General features: G+C 61.4%; 12 protein-coding genes, 1 tRNA gene and 2 pseudogenes. 9 read left to right on the top strand and 6 right to left on the bottom strand.

Translation table 11 applies throughout. From position 1 onward, the window contains the following. Window positions 1–8 precede the first annotated feature (8 nt). The gene (locus NKH36_RS07730) at window positions 9–941 is read right to left on the bottom strand and encodes a DUF2182 domain-containing protein (protein WP_352960666.1); all 933 of its coding nucleotides are present in this window, start codon (window positions 939–941) and stop codon (window positions 9–11) included. A gap of 64 nt (window positions 942–1,005) precedes the next feature. Between NKH36_RS07730 and NKH36_RS07725 the strand changes: the two genes are divergently transcribed. Further along, window positions 1,006–2,217 carry a UbiH/UbiF family hydroxylase gene (locus tag NKH36_RS07725; protein WP_352960667.1) on the top strand — a complete coding sequence of 404 codons (1,212 nt, stop codon included), beginning with the start codon at window positions 1,006–1,008 and terminating at the stop codon, window positions 2,215–2,217. Between the two features lie 203 nt (window positions 2,218–2,420). Next, window positions 2,421–2,744 carry a heat shock protein HspQ gene (gene hspQ / locus NKH36_RS07720; RefSeq protein ID WP_352960671.1) on the top strand — a complete coding sequence of 108 codons (324 nt, stop codon included), beginning with the start codon at window positions 2,421–2,423 and terminating at the stop codon, window positions 2,742–2,744. Window positions 2,745–2,848: 104 nt separating this feature from the next. Here the strand turns inward: hspQ and NKH36_RS07715 are convergent, their stop codons facing one another. Beyond that, a complete protein-coding gene (locus tag NKH36_RS07715; RefSeq protein WP_352960668.1) occupies window positions 2,849–3,478 on the bottom strand; it encodes an invasion associated locus B family protein in 630 nt (209 codons plus the stop codon). A 232-nt stretch (window positions 3,479–3,710) separates the two neighbouring features. Between NKH36_RS07715 and NKH36_RS07710 the strand changes: the two are divergent. The 3 genes and pseudogenes from NKH36_RS07710 to NKH36_RS07700 all read left to right on the top strand — a co-directional run bounded on the left by NKH36_RS07710 (window position 3,711) and on the right by NKH36_RS07700 (window position 8,797). Further along, window positions 3,711–5,531: pseudogene (locus NKH36_RS07710) on the top strand (extracellular solute-binding protein). A 23-nt stretch (window positions 5,532–5,554) separates the two neighbouring features. Beyond that, entirely contained in the window at window positions 5,555–6,235 is a 681-nt protein-coding gene (locus NKH36_RS07705) for a DsbA family oxidoreductase (RefSeq protein WP_352961000.1), read from the top strand. Between the two features lie 675 nt (window positions 6,236–6,910). Beyond that, a complete protein-coding gene (locus NKH36_RS07700) occupies window positions 6,911–8,797 on the top strand; it encodes an ABC transporter ATP-binding protein/permease (protein ID WP_352960998.1) in 1,887 nt (628 codons plus the stop codon). 129 nt (window positions 8,798–8,926) lie between these two features. On the opposite strand, the gene gor is transcribed toward NKH36_RS07700, so the two are convergent. The 3 genes from gor to rpiA all read right to left on the bottom strand — a co-directional run bounded on the left by gor (window position 8,927) and on the right by rpiA (window position 11,749). Then, window positions 8,927–10,315, bottom strand: coding sequence for a glutathione-disulfide reductase (gene gor, locus NKH36_RS07695; protein ID WP_352960996.1), 1,389 nt, complete (start codon window positions 10,313–10,315; stop codon window positions 8,927–8,929). 152 nt (window positions 10,316–10,467) lie between these two features. Beyond that, window positions 10,468–11,034, bottom strand: coding sequence for a DUF2059 domain-containing protein (locus NKH36_RS07690; RefSeq protein ID WP_352960994.1), 567 nt, complete (start codon window positions 11,032–11,034; stop codon window positions 10,468–10,470). Beyond that, a complete protein-coding gene (rpiA, locus tag NKH36_RS07685) occupies window positions 11,021–11,749 on the bottom strand; it encodes a ribose-5-phosphate isomerase RpiA (RefSeq protein WP_352960992.1) in 729 nt (242 codons plus the stop codon). Before rpiA ends, NKH36_RS07690 begins: the two co-directional genes overlap by 14 nt. Before the next feature lie 151 nt (window positions 11,750–11,900). Here rpiA and NKH36_RS07680 point away from each other — a divergent pair, with 151 nt between their 5' ends. From NKH36_RS07680 to NKH36_RS07665, 4 genes and pseudogenes are all read left to right on the top strand, one after another. Further along, window positions 11,901–12,584, top strand: coding sequence for a phosphoglycolate phosphatase (locus NKH36_RS07680; protein WP_352960990.1), 684 nt, complete (start codon window positions 11,901–11,903; stop codon window positions 12,582–12,584). Between the two features lie 124 nt (window positions 12,585–12,708). Beyond that, window positions 12,709–12,783: transfer RNA gene (locus tag NKH36_RS07675), tRNA-Val, on the top strand. A gap of 155 nt (window positions 12,784–12,938) precedes the next feature. Further along, window positions 12,939–13,196: a PepSY domain-containing protein gene (locus tag NKH36_RS07670; RefSeq protein WP_352960988.1), complete on the top strand. Its 258-nt coding sequence runs from the start codon at window positions 12,939–12,941 to the stop codon at window positions 13,194–13,196. A 233-nt stretch (window positions 13,197–13,429) separates the two neighbouring features. Continuing rightward, window positions 13,430–13,897 (top strand): annotated as a pseudogene (locus NKH36_RS07665) (hypothetical protein); the annotation flags it as partial. 14 nt (window positions 13,898–13,911) lie between these two features. On the opposite strand, the gene NKH36_RS07660 reads toward NKH36_RS07665, so the two are convergent. Next, entirely contained in the window at window positions 13,912–15,804 is a 1,893-nt protein-coding gene (locus NKH36_RS07660) for a L,D-transpeptidase family protein (protein ID WP_352960986.1), read from the bottom strand. Window positions 15,805–15,872 lie beyond the last annotated feature (68 nt).

Below are 15,872 nucleotides of genomic sequence, written 5' to 3'. Positions count from 1 at the left end.
TTCTCTCCCTATGCCGAGATTACTAGCAGGGCGGTTGCCCAGACAAGCAGTATCACACCGGCGATCCGGGTTGGCAGCCTGCCCGTCGCCTGTTTTTCGATCAAGGTGAACAGGCCGATCAGCGCCATCCAGAACACGTTCATCACACCGACGGCGAACATCACCAGCATCAGCGCCCAGCAGCAGCCGAGGCACCAGAGGCCCTGTTCCATGCCGAGCCGGAAAATCCGGCCGGGCCGCGCGCTCCAGTTCGAAAACAGGATCGAGAACGGGTTTTTGCATTTCATCAGGCAGGCTTCCTTCAGGCCGCTGAACTGGTAGAGGCCGGCAACCAAAAGCGCGGCTGCTCCGATCGCTCCGACCACCGGATCGAGTATCTGCACAGATGAGGCGTGGACGATGAGCGTCAGCGCCGCGAACGCTGCCGACGCAGCCAACCACACGCTGAGATAACCGGCGACCAGGACCAGCGGATGGACGACCGGTGCGGCCTTGATCCGCGCGGTATCGGCGATCTCGCAATAGGTGCGAATCATCGCCGCCGCCGAGGGCAGCATAGTGGCGACCGCCATCAGGAACCACATGACGATGAGCGCTCCGGCCTGCGCGCCGATGCCCCCGTCGAGCGGCGCAGGTGCAAGACAAAGGGTGAAGAAGCGCTCAAGAAAATCCGGCAGCGGCAGTTGCGGCAGATATCTGAGCAATGTGTCACCGGGTGCATCGATGCCCGGAACCCGGCTTTCGGCGCCACGAATCGCCATGGCGCCGAGAAGCAGCCAGGCCAGGACGACGCCTGCGCCCAAAACGATGTTCACCGCCAGTCGAGGATTGCGCGAGACGCTCGCCGCGGCACGGCCGAAACGGTCGAGATGACTGAAATTATGGTCTTCGGCGATCATGGCAATCGAATGGGCCGAATCGCCGCGTTGATCAAGCTGCATGATCTGACCTATAGGTCATTCAGGTCGGACCGACCCGCCTCGCATCGCAACCGGGAAGCCGAATTTGGACCATCGGGAGACAGCACGGATACTGGTTGCCGGCAGCGGCCCGGCAGGGCTGATCGCATCGCTTGGTTTTGCGGATGCCGGCTTTCCCGTGACGCTCGTCGGACCTGAGGCAGATGGCCAAGACGGCCGCACGACGGCCTTGATGAACCCAGCCCTGAATATCCTAGAACGGTTGGGCGTCCTCGATGAGGTGAGGTCCAAAGCCGCACCGCTGAAGGTGATGCGCATCGTCGATGCAACCAGCCGGCTGATCCGCAGCCCGGTGGTCATTTTTCGTGCCAGCGAAATCGGCGAGGAGCAGTTCGGGCTGAACTTACCCAACAGCGCGCTCAACCCCGCACTTGCCGGGACTGTTGCCGCGCATTCCGGCATCGAATGGCGAAAAGCGATGGTGGAGACCTGGCGCCTCGACGCCGATCATGCCCATGCGATCCTGTCTGACGGCAGCGAGGTTGCAGCATCGCTGGCGGTCGCTGCCGATGGCCGTCTGTCGCCGGCCCGCGAGGCTGCCGGCATCTCGACATCCGCGCGGTCCTATCCGCAGGCCGCACTGATTCTCAATTTCGGTCACCGCAGCGACCACGCTTTCACCTCGACCGAATTCCACACCGAGACCGGTCCGTTCACCCAGGTTCCCCTGCCCGGCAACCGGTCCAGCCTTGTCTGGGTAGTAGAACCGGAAACGGCGAAAGAACTCGCCGCACTGGACGATGCTACGTTTTCGATGCGGGTCGAACAGCGGATGCAATCGATGCTGGGCCGGGTTTCTGTCGAACCCGGCCGGCAGATCTACCCGCTTTCCGGCGTGACGCCCCGGTGCTTCGCGCGTAACCGGGTGGCGCTTGTCGGCGAAGCCGCCCATGTGTTTCCGCCGATCGGCGCGCAAGGTCTCAACCTTGGTATCAGGGATATCGATGATCTGGTTGGAATTGCTTGCGAAAACAGGGCTGACCCGGGCGCCGTCAAGGCACTCGCAGCCTATGATTTCAAGCGCCGGCCCGACATCCTGGCGCGCAGCAGTGCGGTCAATCTGCTCAACAAGTCGCTGCTCTCGGACATGCTGCCGGCACAGATGGCGCGCAGCGCCGGCCTCGGCGTGCTCGGCGGCTTCGCGCCGCTTCGCGCCTTTTTCATGCGCGAGGGCCTGCGGCCCGGCAGTGGTTTTGCGGCGCTCGCCGGCGGCTTAAGAAAACAAGTCAAGCGGTAGCACGGCCCTCGGGTTGCCCGTAGCTTGACGGGGCGTCAAGCGCTGCGGCATTGAATTGATGCGGCGTCTGCGTGAAGTAGGGCCAGGTATCAGCCCTAAGTCGGGCTCGATTTTTTGAAGCGTAATGCGTAAATTCAAAGCCTTAGAGAGTCTTTGCGCATTTCAGGACGCGGCACTCCTAGGACTTAGTGGTGAGTACGATGATGAAAACAGCCAAATTCTCGATCGGACAGGTGGTTCGACACCGGCTGTTTCCGTTCCGCGGCGTCATTTTCGATGTCGACCCGCAATTCGCCAACACCGACGAATGGTACGAGGCGATCCCCGCGGATGTGCGGCCGCGCAAGGACCAGCCCTTCTATCACTTGCTCGCCGAGAATTCGGAAACGGAATACATCGCCTATGTGTCTGAGCAGAACCTGCTCGAGGATCAGTCTGGCGAACCGGTGCGGCATCCGGAGATCGGCGAGATGTTCGACAAGAGGCCGGACGGGCGCTACGAGCCGAGACGCCAGTCAAGACATTGACCTGACGGGATTGCGGGCCTGACCGGAATCAGGAAATGGCTGGCCGGAACGAAAAAAGCGGGGCATGACCCCGCTTTTCCTTAGAAATTGCGCCTGAGGGGCGATCAGTTGGCGGTCTTCGCCTTGTCCTGCTCTTCCTTGAGCTTCTTGGCGAAGTCCTGATTGTTCTTGGCAACGAAATCCTGAAGCTTCTTCTGCCGATCCTCGATGTCCGACTGCTGCAGCGGCGGCCCGTCGAAGGCGCCGCTGAAGCCGGTCAGCGCGACCTTGATCGGGTTCGGCTGGTTCTGGAAATTGACCGAGGTGAGCGTCAGGTTCGAACCCTTCTTAAAGGAGGCGACGAGCTGGTCGGTCAGCGGCACTTCCGCCACACACCGGTCAGGGAAGCAGATCACATAATCGAGCTTCTGCGCCTTCCCGGCATCGATCTGCAGGCCAATGCCGGGAGGGACCAGGCGGCCGGTCGGAACCGTCACCTGGAACACCTTGCGGTTCACCTTGCCCTTCAATTCGATCAGGCTGACGCCGGTGACGAGTTGGCCGTTGCCGGCAGTGGTGATGTTCTGGACATTGCAGATGTCGACGTCTTCCTGCTTGGTGCAGGCTTTGAACCAGCCCTGCGGAATCTGCTGTTGCTGCTGCGCAAGAGCAGTGGGAAGTTGTGCGCCCAGAAAGCCGACCACGCCAGCGGCCATGACCGACAGGCGGTACTCGTTGCTGTTCAGGCTCGTCATATCGTGCACTTCCTCTCAAATGATCCCAGGACCGGCTTCTTCGCGCCGTGTGGTCCAGCTAACTGTTGCCGAAATGAGGCAACAGAATGACTTCGGACGGCGTGTTACACTGCAAGCGGTGCCGAATCCAGCCCGATAGTCGCAATTCTTGAGCTCGCGATTGGCCGGGAGGCGGCCGGCTCATGTTAGGGTGCGCTCCGAATCATCAAGCCGACCCAGTAAGGAGACGGTCATGGGCCGCGTTCTTGTTTGGCTGATCGCCGCGATCTCGTCTATCACCCTTTCGCTTCAGCCAGCTCTGTCGGAGCCCCAACACGCCAACCCCATGATTCTGGATCCGGCGCTGCAGGCCGTCTATACGCATTTCCACTCCGTCTATGCCGATGCGCCGTAGGGCGGCAGCTTCACGTTTTGCGTCGTCGGCAGCTTCGACAATCTCAACCCGTTCATCCTGAAAAGCCTGCGCACAACGGCACGCGGCATGATCGATAGGATCTTTGGCAATCTCGTCTTCGAGCCATTGATGCAGCGCAACGACGATGAAGCCTTCAGTCTTTATGGCCTGCTTGCCGACACTGCCGACATGGATCCGGAGCGCAAGAGCATCGAATTCCACCTCGATCCGAGCGCCAAGTGGTCGGATGGCCAACCGGTGACTGCGGAAGACGTGCTGTTCACGTACGACGTCTTTACCGAGAAAGGCCGGCCACCCTACAGCGCCCGTATGAGCATGGTCGCTAAACTCGAAAAAATCGGCGACCGCAGCGTGCGCTTTACATTCAATGACAAGGCCAACCGCGAGACCCCGTTGGTTATCGCGATGACGCCAATCGTACCGAAGCACGCTTTCGACAAGGAGACCTTCGACAGGACCACGCTAAAACCTGTGATCGGCAGCGGCCCGTACACCGTGGCGCACGTGGCGCCTGGCCAGCGCATCGTGTTCAAGCGCAACCCAAATTATTGGGGCAAGGACATTCCCGCCAAGCGCGGTTTCGACAATTACGACCAGGTCACCATCGAATATTTCCTCAATGCCAACGCCAAGCTGGAGGCTTTCAAGAAAGGCATCTGCGCCATCGATGACGACAGCGATCCGGTCAAGCGCGAGCGCGATCTCGACTTCCCGGCCTTCCACAAGGGCGACGTGATCGCCGAAACGTTCGACACCGGGATCCCGCCAGTGGTGACGGGGTTCCTGTTCAACACACGGCTGCAGAAGTTTTCCAATCCGGTCGTTCGACGCGCGCTCGGCATGCTCTACGACTTCGAATGGGCCAACAAGAACTTGTTTGGCGGCAAGTACATGCGCACCATGAGCTATTGGCAGAATTCCGAGCTTTCCGCGCTCGGCCATCCGGCCGACGACAGGGAAAAGGCGCTTCTGGCACCATACCCGGGTCGTGTGCCAGCCGATGTCATGGACGGCACCTGGCGGCCACCCGTCACCGACGGCTCGGGCCAGGACCGCAAGGTGCTGAAAGCTGCCTTCGACATATTGAAGGGCGCGGGCTACACCTTGCAGGATGGAGTGATGCTCGATCCCGACGGGAAACCCTTCGGCTTCGAGATCCTGACCGCCTCGCAGAACGAGGAGCGCCTTGCCGCCATCTACCAGCGCACGCTGGCGAAGATCGGCATCGCTGTCACAATGCGCAGTCTTGATGGCGACCAGATCCAGTCGCGCAAGCAACGTTTCGATTTCGATGTGCTGATCGGCACCAGCGGCTTCGAGAACTCGCTGTCGCCGGGCATCGAGCAGCTCGGGCGCTGGGGATCAGCTGCCGCCAATGCCGAAGGGTCATTCAACCTTGCCGGCGTCGCCGATCCGGCGATAGATGCCGCGCTAGAGGCGATGCTCGACGCCCGCAGCCGCGAAGATTATGTTGCCGCCGTCCGGGTCCTCGACAGGTTGTTGATCTCCGGCAACTACATGGTTCCGATGCAGCACAACACGCAGCAATGGCTCGCCTACTGGAGCTACCTGGAACATCCGCAAAAGACGCCCATATCAGGCTATCGACTGCCGACATGGTGGCGCAAGCCGAAGTGACCTCTTCGGAACAGGAGATCAAGATGAGCGACGAGAAGTCGATTACCGTCGATGTGGTTTCCGACGTCGTCTGCCCTTGGTGCTTCATCGGCCAGAAGCGGCTCGACAAGGCGATCGCCGCGGCAACCGATGTCGAGGTGCACATTCGCTGGCGGCCGTTCCAGCTCGACCCGACCATCCCGCCCGAAGGCAAGGATCGCCGCGAATACCTGGTGGCCAAGTTCGGCAGCGACGAACGCATCCGCGAGATCCACGCCCGCATCGAGCCACTGGGCGAAGCCGAGGGGATCAACTTCGCCTTCGCCGCCATCAAGGTCGCGCCCAATACGCTGGACGCGCACCGCGTCATCCGCTGGGCTGGTGCCGCCGGAGAGGTCATGCAGAATCGGCTGGTGCGACGTCTGTTCCAGTTGAATTTCGAGGAAGGCGCCAATCTCGGCGATCATGTCGTGCTGATCAACGCCGCCCGCGAGGCCGGCATGGATGCATCCGTGGTCGAGACGCTTTTGCCGACGGACGCCGATGTCGAGGCGGTGCGCACCGAAATCGCCACCGCTTCGCGTATGGGCATCACGGGCGTGCCGTGCTTCCTGCTTGAGGGCAAGTATGCGGTGATGGGCGCGCAGGACGCCGACACGCTCACCGACGCCATTCGGCAGGTCGCGGCGGCCAAGGCGCGGGGCGAGCTGGAGAAAACGAACTGAATAGGCGCTACTCCACCGTTACCTTGGCGTTGCTAACGAAAAATCAGTGCCCGTTGCTGCTGGTGCAGGTTGATCCCTTGGTTGATGACTTGCCCTTGGCTGACGATTTGCCCTGGTTGACGACTTGCAAGAAAGCGGCCCCTTGCTGCAGCTGTTTCCATTAGGCGAGCTTGGCGGCATCCCGGCGCAACGCTTCAGCCAACGCCATTCCGGTTACTTTTTCGGCCGCCGCTAGGTCCGACATGGCAACAAAGACGTGTCGAAGACGTCACTTTTTCGCGCGCGTCCATCTTCCGCAGCATAAAAATCGGCTGATCGGCCTCGCTCTTGCCTTCACAAAACTGTGGAAAGAGCTTCCGATGGGGAAGATGCCGGCGCCCGCACGAACGAATCAGCAAGCCATTGAAACTACACAGATAACGTTCCTTCGGGAACGACATGGCATGCCATTGCAGTCCTGAATTCTGTTGCTTGATGGCAACGGCGAGCGGATCAATCCTTCGCAAGCCGAGAAAAGATAATGGAACATGATCAATTGGTGTTACTGTCTGTAACAAAACTAAAAGAGGTTTGGGCGGGATAGTGATTCGGGTCGGTAGACCAGAGCGACATTCAATATCGGAAAAATGGCTCCGCGGTGCCGCAAGGCCGCCGCTCCTGACACCGGTTTCCTCGATGCGCAGCTTCTGGGGACTGATGCGGGCCTACTGGTTCTCGGACCGCTGGGTGGAGGCCTGGACGCTGACGCTAGTCATCGCGCTGTTTACTGCGCTCTCCAGCAAAGCCGGCGTCTGGTTCGCCGAAGCGTCCGGGGAACTGGTCAACTCGATCGCCTTTTACCACGATGCCGCGAACACCACGCCGCTCGCATCGCTGCTCACCAACGCCGGCGTGCTCATCTTTCTGGTCGTGCTCAAGGACGCGGGCTTTACCGGCATCCGCACTTTTGTTTCCGCGACGCTGCATCGTAAATGGCGCGGTTGGCTGGACAGCCGTTTCAACGAAGCGCTTCTCGACACTAATCACACGCATTTCCATGCCCAGCATGGTTCCTCCGGCGCCGCCGCTCCCGATAACATCGACCAGCGCGTCCAGGAATCGATCAAGGACATGACCGGCGGAGCCATCGGCCTCGCCATGGGGGTCATGGCTGTCGCAACATCGCTCTATTTCGTCGGCCAGAAACTGCTTGAAACCTCGGCGGAGGTGAAAGGGCTGGAGTTCCTCGGCAGCTACGGCAGCGCGGTCCTGGCTTTCCTGGCGGTCGCGATATACGTGCCGCTGAACACCTGGATCGCGGTGAAGCTCGGCAGACTGCTGGAGCGGCTCAACATCCGGATGCAGCAGTCCGAAGGCAGTTATCGCGGCGAGTTGACGACGTTCCTGCGTCGCAGTTTTCACGTCGCCGCCTCACAGGGCGAGAACGTGCAAAAGACGATGCACGACCGGCTTTATGTCGACATCGACCGCACCTGGGCACGGCTGAACATCGTCAACACCGGCTATCGTTCGTTCGAGCTGGTCTACAATTTCATCGGCGCCCGCATTGTCGCCTATGCGCCGGGCCTCGTGCCCTACATCCACAACCGTTTCGATCTCAAGGGCTACATAACCGGCTCCGAGATGGTCAACTCCCTGATCAGTCAGTGTTCGTGGTTCATCCATGTCATGCCTTCCATCGCGGCGCTGCGCGCCAACAGCCAACGCGTCACCGAACTCGCCAACGCGATCGAAAACGTCCAGCGCCCGCAGGAATTCTACAGTCTCACCGGCTGCTCCGATTTCCGCTACGATCGCCAGAACCCGGTTTTCGGCTTGACCATCCAGAAACTGGAGCTGACCCATCAGGGCGAGGACGCCACACCCTTCCTGAGCGCTGCGAATTTGCGCTTCCGACGCGGCGAGTGGACGTTCCTGAAGGGCGAATCGGGCTGCGGCAAGACATCGCTGATCAAGGCGATCAACGGCTTGTGGCCCTATGGCCGCGGTACCATCGTCTTCCCGGAAGGGGTCGAAAGTTTCTATGCCGCCCAGGAGGTCAAGCTGCAGCAGGTCTCGCTGAAGCAACTGGTCTGCCTGCCCGGCTCAGAGCGCGATTATACCGACACCCAGGTTGCATCGGCTCTGCACAGAGCGGGCCTTGGCGATTTCATCGAACACATGGCCGATGAAAGCCGCGAGGGAATGAACTGGGACCAGGTGCTTTCGGGCGGTCAGAAACAGAAGCTGGTTGTCGCTCGTATCGTGCTGCAGCAGCCCCGACTGCTGTTCCTCGACGAAGCGACCGGCGCGCTCGACCCCGAAGGGAAGATCGCCTTCCATCAAGCGATCAAGGACAATTGTCCAGACGTCACGGTGATCTCAATCATGCACGAGGCCGTGCCGCCAAGATCGCTTTCAGGCGCCGAATTCTACCACAGCATCGTTGCCATCGCCGATGGCGTCGCGACCAAAAAGCCGCTGGCGCCGAGCCTGCCGGTCGAACTCACCACCATCCTCGAGCACCCAAGGCCGGTCGAGGAAAGATGGCTGCGCTTCCCTCGCCGCATGAGGCAGAAATAGCGGCGAATAGAATATCGTTGCCCGGTATCGCATCTTATACCGGACTGGTGATCTAAAATTGCGGTCGAGTGGCGCTGCACCGTTGCCTGCGTGCATAGATGCTCCGTTGGTGACGACACGGGCAAAACGTCAGACGCGCTCGCCGTCCTTCACCCGGTAGGTCGGCTTGTACATGGTGACGAGTTCTTCCGCCGCGGTCGGATGCACGGCCATCGTGCGGTCGAAATCATCCTTGGTCAGCCCGGCCTTTACCGGAATGCCGAGAAGCTGCGCCATCTCGCCGGCATCCGGCCCGAGGATATGGGCGCCGAGAACTTTTTTCGAGGCGCAGTCGACCACCAGCTTTATCAGCATCTTTTCGTCGCGCCCGGACAGTGTGTGCCGCATCGGCCGGAAGGTGGCGCGGTAGATCTCAACATCGGAAAAACGCTTTATCGCCTCATCTTCCGACAGGCCGACCGTGCCGATCTCGGGCTGCGAAAAGACTGCGGTGGCGATCGTATCATGGTCGGGCGCGGTCGGGTTGCCCTTGAAGGCGGTCTCGACGAAACACATCGCCTCGTGGATCGCCACTGGCGTCAATTGCACGCGATTGGTGACGTCGCCGATCGCCCAGATGTTGTCGATGTTGGTGCGCGAATATTGGTCGACATTGATAGCGCCGATCTTGGTCATCTCGATGCCGACGCCCTCAAGACCCATGTTTTCGGTGTTGGGGAGACGCCCGATGGCGAGCATGACCTGATCGACCGTCAGCATCTTGCCGCCTGTGATAACAGCGTCGAGGCGACCGTCCGGACGCTTCCTGATCCATTCGGATACGGCATGGCAGAGGATTTTTATCCCCTTCTTTTCCATCGTCTCGTGCAGCATGCGCCTGAGATCCATGTCGAAGCGGGAGAGGATCTCCTTGCCGCGATAGACCAGCGTGGTGTCGACGCCGAGGCCGTGAAAGATGTTGGCGAATTCGACGGCAATATAGCCGCCGCCCTCGATCATGATCGCCTTCGGCAATTCGTTGAGATCGAACGCCTCGTTGGAAAAGATACAATGCTCATGGCCGGGCAGAGCCGGGTGCGGTGCCGGGCGGCCGCCGGTGGCGATGAGAATCTGGTCGGCGGTGACGGTGCGGTCCTCGCCGAGAAGATGCACCGCATGCGGATCGACCAGCATGGCGCGCGACTGAAACGTCTCGCCGCCGCCGCCTTGGACATTCTTCCTGTAGATGGCTTCCAGCCGGCTGATCTCGCGATCCTTGTTGGCAACCAATGTCTGCCAGTCGAAGCTCGCCTGCGGCACGGTCCAGCCGTAACCCGCGGCGTCGGCAAAATGTTCGGGAAATTGCGAAGCATAGACATAGAGCTTCTTCGGCACGCAGCCGCGAATGACGCAGGTGCCGCCATAGCGGTATTCCTCGGCAATGCCGACGCGCTTTCCGAGTGCCGCCGCCACGCGCGCCGCCCTCACCCCGCCAGAGCCGCCGCCGATGACGAAAAGATCGTAGTCGTAACCGGCCATGGTGCGGCTCCTTGCCCTTCAAAATGTTTGAGACAGGTAGGCTGCAAACCACCAAAAGAAAAGCCCGGACCACCACGCCGCGCATGCTGTCGGACGCGCAGCGGAGGCCGGGCTTTCCGGTCCAGCAGCGGTAACGCCGCCGGAAAATATGCTCAGTTCTTCGGTGCTTCCGGCTCCGTACCAGCCGCAGGAGCCGCGGCATTTGCCGGCGCTGTGGCCTTTGCTGCCGCGGCCAGCGTTTCGCCGACCTGCTGGGCGAGATCGCGAGCGACGCCGTTCTGCCAGATGTCGGCGGCCTTGAGCAAGTCACGCGTCACGGCTGGGCCGCTGTCGAGCAGCTTCTTGCCGGAATCGGAATTGTAGAAAGCGGCGATTTCGGTAAGCTCTTTTTCGGAAAATACCTTGGCATAGGCCAAGGCCGCTTCCTTCTCGAGATCGGCGCGGCGCGAGGCTAGGGCCAGAGCCTTTTCGCTGACCGTTCTGCCGATCAGTTCCTGCATGTCCGGGTTCTTTTGGATAAGCTGCTGCTGAAGCGCGGCGGCGGCCTGCGGCAGGATGTTGTCGAACGGGTCCGTCGCGTGGATCGCCGCGACCGCGGCGCGGGCCGCCTTCAGATGCCCGTCGGTGACGTCCTGCGAGAACGCCGGCGATGAAAAGGCAAAGACGGCTGAAGCTGCCAGAATGGCAGAAAAACGGCGAACCCGGTTATGCAACATCATGATCGATAGAACTCCCTGGTTTTCGGGCGGCATGGACGGTTTGGATGCCGTCGCCGGCTATGATGGCCGCTGATGCCAGCCCGATGAAAAGACCATGCTCGACCACCCCCGGAATGGCATGGAGAGCATTCGAAAGCGCTCTTGTATCCGGAATGCGGCCAAAAGATGCATCGAGGATAAAATGGCCGCCGTCTGTAACAAAAGGGTGGCTCCCCGTCATCCTCAATGTGACGGGACCGGAAAGGCCGAGCCTTCCGGCCGCCGCGGCGACCGCGATTTCCGTGGCACGCAGGCCGAACGGGTTGACCTCGATTGGCAGTGGAAAACGGCCGAGCGTCTCGACCATCTTCGAACGGTCGGCAATGACGATCATGCGGGCGGAAGCCGCCGCCACGATCTTTTCGCGCAGCAGCGCACCGCCGCCGCCCTTGATCAATGTCAGCGCCGGATCGATCTCGTCGGCACCGTCGATGGTAAGGTCGAGTTCGGGCGTTTCCTCCAGCGTCGACAGGGGCACGCCAAGTTCGCCGCAAAGGATGGCGGTGCGCTCCGAGGTCGGCACGCCGATAATGGTAAGGCCGGTGGCGACCTTTTCGGCGAGCAGCCGCACGAACTCTTCGGCCGTTGAGCCGGTGCCGATGCCGAGCCGCATGCCACCCGTCACATGGGAAAGTGCCGCCCGCGCGGCCTCGACCTTCAGTTGCCTCGCATCCATGCCTGCCCCAGATTTTCGCTTGTTTCGGCGCTCCTAGCATCTTTGCCCGTCCGGTCAAAGGCTTTGCCCTGTGGATTGACCAAGCACTGCTTGCCTGGATGGGCTGCAGCGGCTATCGCCTGCCGGCAGCGCAATCGTCACAGGACAGGCCATGACCCGACCGATCATCGTGTTCGACCTCGACGGGACGCTGATCGACACAGCGCCGGACCTGCTTGACAGCCTCAACCACAGCCTTGCCGCCAGCGAACTCGCAGCTGTCGACGAGGCCGGCTTCAAGCGTTTCGTCGGCCATGGTGGCCGGGTGATGATCGAGCGCGCGCATGCTGCGCAGCAAAGATCGCTGGCGGTAGAGGAACACGACCGATTGTTAAAGCTGTTCCTCGATCACTACACCGACAACATCCCGGGTAAATCGCGCCCCTACCCCGGCGTCGTCGAGACGATCGCCCGATTCGAAGCGGCCGGTTATCTCCTGGCCGTCTGCACGAACAAATACGAGGCCAACTCGGTGGCGCTGATCGAGGCGCTCGGTCTGGCGAAGCATTTCGCGGCGATTTGCGGTCAGGACACGTTTGCGTTCCGCAAGCCCGACCCGCGCCATCTCACCGAAACCATCGTGCTGGCCGGCGGCGATCCGCACTGCGCGCTGATGGTCGGTGATTCGCAGACCGACATCGCTACGGCGAAAGCCGCCGGCATTCCGGTGGTCGCGGTCGATTTCGGCTACACCGACCGCCATGTGCGCGAATTCGAACCGTCAGCAGTGATCTCGCATTTCGACGCACTGACGCTCGGTCTGGCCGAGCGCCTGATTGCTGCCGCAGGGCACTGAGCGACGGCGGCCGGGCCGTTCCCGGCGGGTCGCATCGGTCTTTGTCGGAACGCCGGCACATCGCCTTGACTTCCCCGGTCCGCCTCCCTTATATCGCGGCGCGCTTGGCCTTCGGGCAACGAGCGGGCGATTAGCTCAGCGGGAGAGCACACCCTTCACACGGGTGGGGTCGCAGGTTCAATCCCTGCATCGCCCACCAATACTCCACAGCTTTCGAGGCTACCTCCGGTTCTCCGTTCAGGTGGACAACAATGCGGCGCGTCGACACGGCGCTAGATTGTCGCGCCCATTGCGGAATCCGGAACAAACCTGCATGGCCGCGAGTTTTTACTCCTTGAAGAGTGAGGGAAAGCCATGTCCAGACGTGTTTTGGCGACAGGTGTCGTAGTCCTCCTTCTCGGCGGACCGGGCCTTGCCGCAGACGGAAGCCCGCTGCCGCCGCAGAACGCCAGGAAACTGTCGGAAATAATCGCCAAGGTCGAGCAGCGCGACGACTTTCGCTACGTCGACGAGGTCGGCTGGGACAGCGGCGCCTACACCGTCACCTATTACACGACCGACAAGGCGAAGGTCGAAATCACCTACGATCCGGTGACAGCGGAGCCGAAATAGATCGCGGCTACCGTCCTCCAGGAGATACGTACGGCCGGCTTATCTCAAAGGACCGGGAACAATTCCGGCAACCAGCTTACAGCGCAGCCTGACGACGATCCCCCGGAAGCGGGCGGCGGCGTGGCTTCATCAAGAGCGGGGCGACGGTTCCCGCACGCTTTTCGGCATCCCCTTGCACCGATACGGCTTGATGGCTGACTAGGCGTTATCATTGAGCCGCACGGGGGGTGGGCATGGCGACGGCAAAGCATGTGGCAAAACGCGTTCTTATGATGCTCGCAGGCTATTTCGTTGCGGTGCTGGTCGGACTGATTGCCGTGGCCACGATCTATGGTGCATTGAGTTCGCTGCCTGATGCACCGGCGTATTTCGATTTCATGGGGGTCTCCCCCATCGCGGCGCTGGTCGTGCCGCCGCTCGGCATATTCATCTATTTCCTGACAATCGTACTGACCGGCCTGCAGACGCTGATATTCGCGCTGATCGCCGAATTGTTTTCGCTGCGCAGTTTTTGGCTGCATATGGTCTTCGGCGCCGCAGCAGCGGCTGCCGGCTTCGTTCTGATTTGGCCGAGCGCGCCGGAGGACCTGAGCCCCGAGCGCTGGGCCGATATCGGCATCATCGCCGCCGCCGGCCTCGTCGCCGGTCTGGTCTACTGGCTGATCGCCGGGCGCGAAGCCGGGTTCCGGCGCCCGCTCTCCCTGCGTTGGCGTCCTCAGCTCGCCGGCGAGCGCACCGCTTCCGTGCTGTCGAGTGCCTGCTGCAGCCGCGTGTCGCGGTCATAGACGTCCCTGAAATATTCGACTTTGCCGGACATGTCCGGCCAGGCGGTGAAATAGGCGACATAGACCGGGATCGTGCGCGCCACCTTTTCGGTCGAATGTCCGTGCTTCAGCTTCTCCGCAATGTAATCGACCGAGGTGCCGAGCACGGCCGCCGCCATGCCGCGCGGATCCTGCAGACGAACGCAGCCATGACTGAGCGCGCGCATGTCACGCTGGAAAAACGACTTTTGCGGCGTATCGTGCATGTAGATTGCGTGCTTGTTGGGGAACAGGATCTTCAGTTCGCCCAGCGCATTGGCCTCGCTCGGCAGTTGACGCACGCCGTAAGGTATTTTCGCGCCATAGGCACCCCAGTTGACCGAGGAGGAGGGAATGCGCTTGCCGCGCGCGTTGACCACTTCGTAGCCGGCGCGGTCGAGATAGCCGGGATCCCTGCGCAGCCGGGGCAGCATCTCGTTGACGAGAATCGACTGCGGCACACCCCAATAGGGATGGAAGTCGACCTGCTCGACCTGATCGTAGAAGAAGGATGTCTGGTTCGTGGTCTTCCCGATGACGACGCGGGTCTTCAGCTTCTCCTCGCCATTTTCGATGTAGCTCGCCGTGAAGGCCGGCTGGTTGATGAAGACGCGCGGACTGCCGAGATCGGATGGCAGCCAGCGCAACTCTTCCAGCGCGACCTGCACCTTCTGAATCTTGTCGGCCTTGGACGTTCCGACCAGCGCTGCGACGGTCCGCGGACCGATGACGCCGTCGCCCTTCATGCCAGCCTTCTTCTGCACCGCCTTGATAACCGGCACCAGTTCCGGATCATAGACCTCGCTGGTGGCGAGCCTGGCCAATATCTCGCCATAGGCGCCGCCCATCTCGTCGTCGAGATTGCGCGCGATCTTGGTCAGTAGCTTCGGCAGTTCGGGGCTGGTCTGCCCCGGTTTCAGCAACAGCTTGGGGTCAACGACGATCTCGTCTTCGGCGCTGGCCTGAAGCGATTCCAGTTCGACGCGCAGCGCCTGATATTCCGCGTTCTGCGGATGCCGTGATTCGAGATAGGTGCGCACTTGCTGAGTGCGCGCCAGCGTTTTCAGCACGCCTTCCGTGTCGAGCGGCTTGGCGGGGAAATCATAATAGCCGGTGATGCGATTGGGATCGACGCGGCCGCTTTGCGCGTCATGGACATAGCGCAAGACGCGCGCCGACAGTGCCATCTCGAAGCGGACGGCCCCCTTCAGCCGCGCATCGGCGCCGCCGGTGGATGCGCCGGCGGCAGGCACTTCAACCGTATAGTCGGCGGGCGTGAGGCCATAGCTCGTCGCCTCGCCAAGCACCCGCACCGCATCCTGCGCGCGGCTATTGGCACTGGCTCCCGTCATCCAGATGAAATCTGGATTGGCCGAGTAATAGGCGATGAGCGCCTTGGCGATGTCCTTCTCAGCGTAGAGTTCGTAGTCATCGAGTCCGGCAATCGATTCGCGGAAGGCAGCACTGGTGGCGGAAGACGGCTGGAAGGCGGCGTCCTGCGGCATTGCCGGCTCCGGCGTCGCCGTCAACGTCGAGAAGTCGACGCGCACGAGCGGATCGCTCTTGTAGGTGTAGTAGGACGGGCTGCTGATACGAGAGGCAGCGGGCGCCATTGCATTTGGCTTGTATTTCGGCTTCTGCCTTGATGGCGGCGGGGGGAAATCACCTTGCGGCGTGTGCCTGATGCCACCGCCGAAAAGCCTCTCGAAAAGCCCTTGCGCGTCTGCCTGCGGCACGCCGAAGGCCAGCATTGCCGCGACTGCAGCAAGCGGCATCGCGGTTGCTTTGTTTCCGAGGAATTTCATGGATCACCCGCTCCGGCTGCAACCGGTTCCCGTTCCGCATCGCTTGACGGTCTCGCCCACCGTACGGC

It is taken from the genome of Mesorhizobium sp. M1312 (genome assembly GCF_040318115.1).
In the GTDB taxonomy this organism is placed as follows: domain Bacteria; phylum Pseudomonadota; class Alphaproteobacteria; order Rhizobiales; family Rhizobiaceae; genus Mesorhizobium.
The sequence above is the reverse complement of the archived record's forward strand: the minus strand, read 5'-3'. Positions and strand labels throughout refer to the sequence as shown.

What these genes read in the sequence shown, in the direction of transcription:
- NKH36_RS07730 (WP_352960666.1), bottom strand. Translation starts at nt 941, where the DNA reads ATGCAGCTTGATCAACGCGGCGATTCGGCCCATTCGATTGCCATGATC.
- hspQ (WP_352960671.1), top strand. Translation starts at nt 2,421, where the DNA reads ATGAAAACAGCCAAATTCTCGATCGGACAGGTGGTTCGACACCGGCTG.
- NKH36_RS07715 (WP_352960668.1), bottom strand. Translation starts at nt 3,478, where the DNA reads ATGACGAGCCTGAACAGCAACGAGTACCGCCTGTCGGTCATGGCCGCT.
- NKH36_RS07705 (WP_352961000.1), top strand. Translation starts at nt 5,555, where the DNA reads ATGAGCGACGAGAAGTCGATTACCGTCGATGTGGTTTCCGACGTCGTC.
- NKH36_RS07700 (WP_352960998.1), top strand. Translation starts at nt 6,911, where the DNA reads ATGCGCAGCTTCTGGGGACTGATGCGGGCCTACTGGTTCTCGGACCGC.
- gor (WP_352960996.1), bottom strand. Translation starts at nt 10,315, where the DNA reads ATGGCCGGTTACGACTACGATCTTTTCGTCATCGGCGGCGGCTCTGGC.
- NKH36_RS07690 (WP_352960994.1), bottom strand. Translation starts at nt 11,034, where the DNA reads ATGATGTTGCATAACCGGGTTCGCCGTTTTTCTGCCATTCTGGCAGCT.
- rpiA (WP_352960992.1), bottom strand. Translation starts at nt 11,749, where the DNA reads ATGGATGCGAGGCAACTGAAGGTCGAGGCCGCGCGGGCGGCACTTTCC.
- NKH36_RS07680 (WP_352960990.1), top strand. Translation starts at nt 11,901, where the DNA reads ATGACCCGACCGATCATCGTGTTCGACCTCGACGGGACGCTGATCGAC.
- NKH36_RS07670 (WP_352960988.1), top strand. Translation starts at nt 12,939, where the DNA reads ATGTCCAGACGTGTTTTGGCGACAGGTGTCGTAGTCCTCCTTCTCGGC.
- NKH36_RS07660 (WP_352960986.1), bottom strand. Translation starts at nt 15,804, where the DNA reads ATGAAATTCCTCGGAAACAAAGCAACCGCGATGCCGCTTGCTGCAGTC.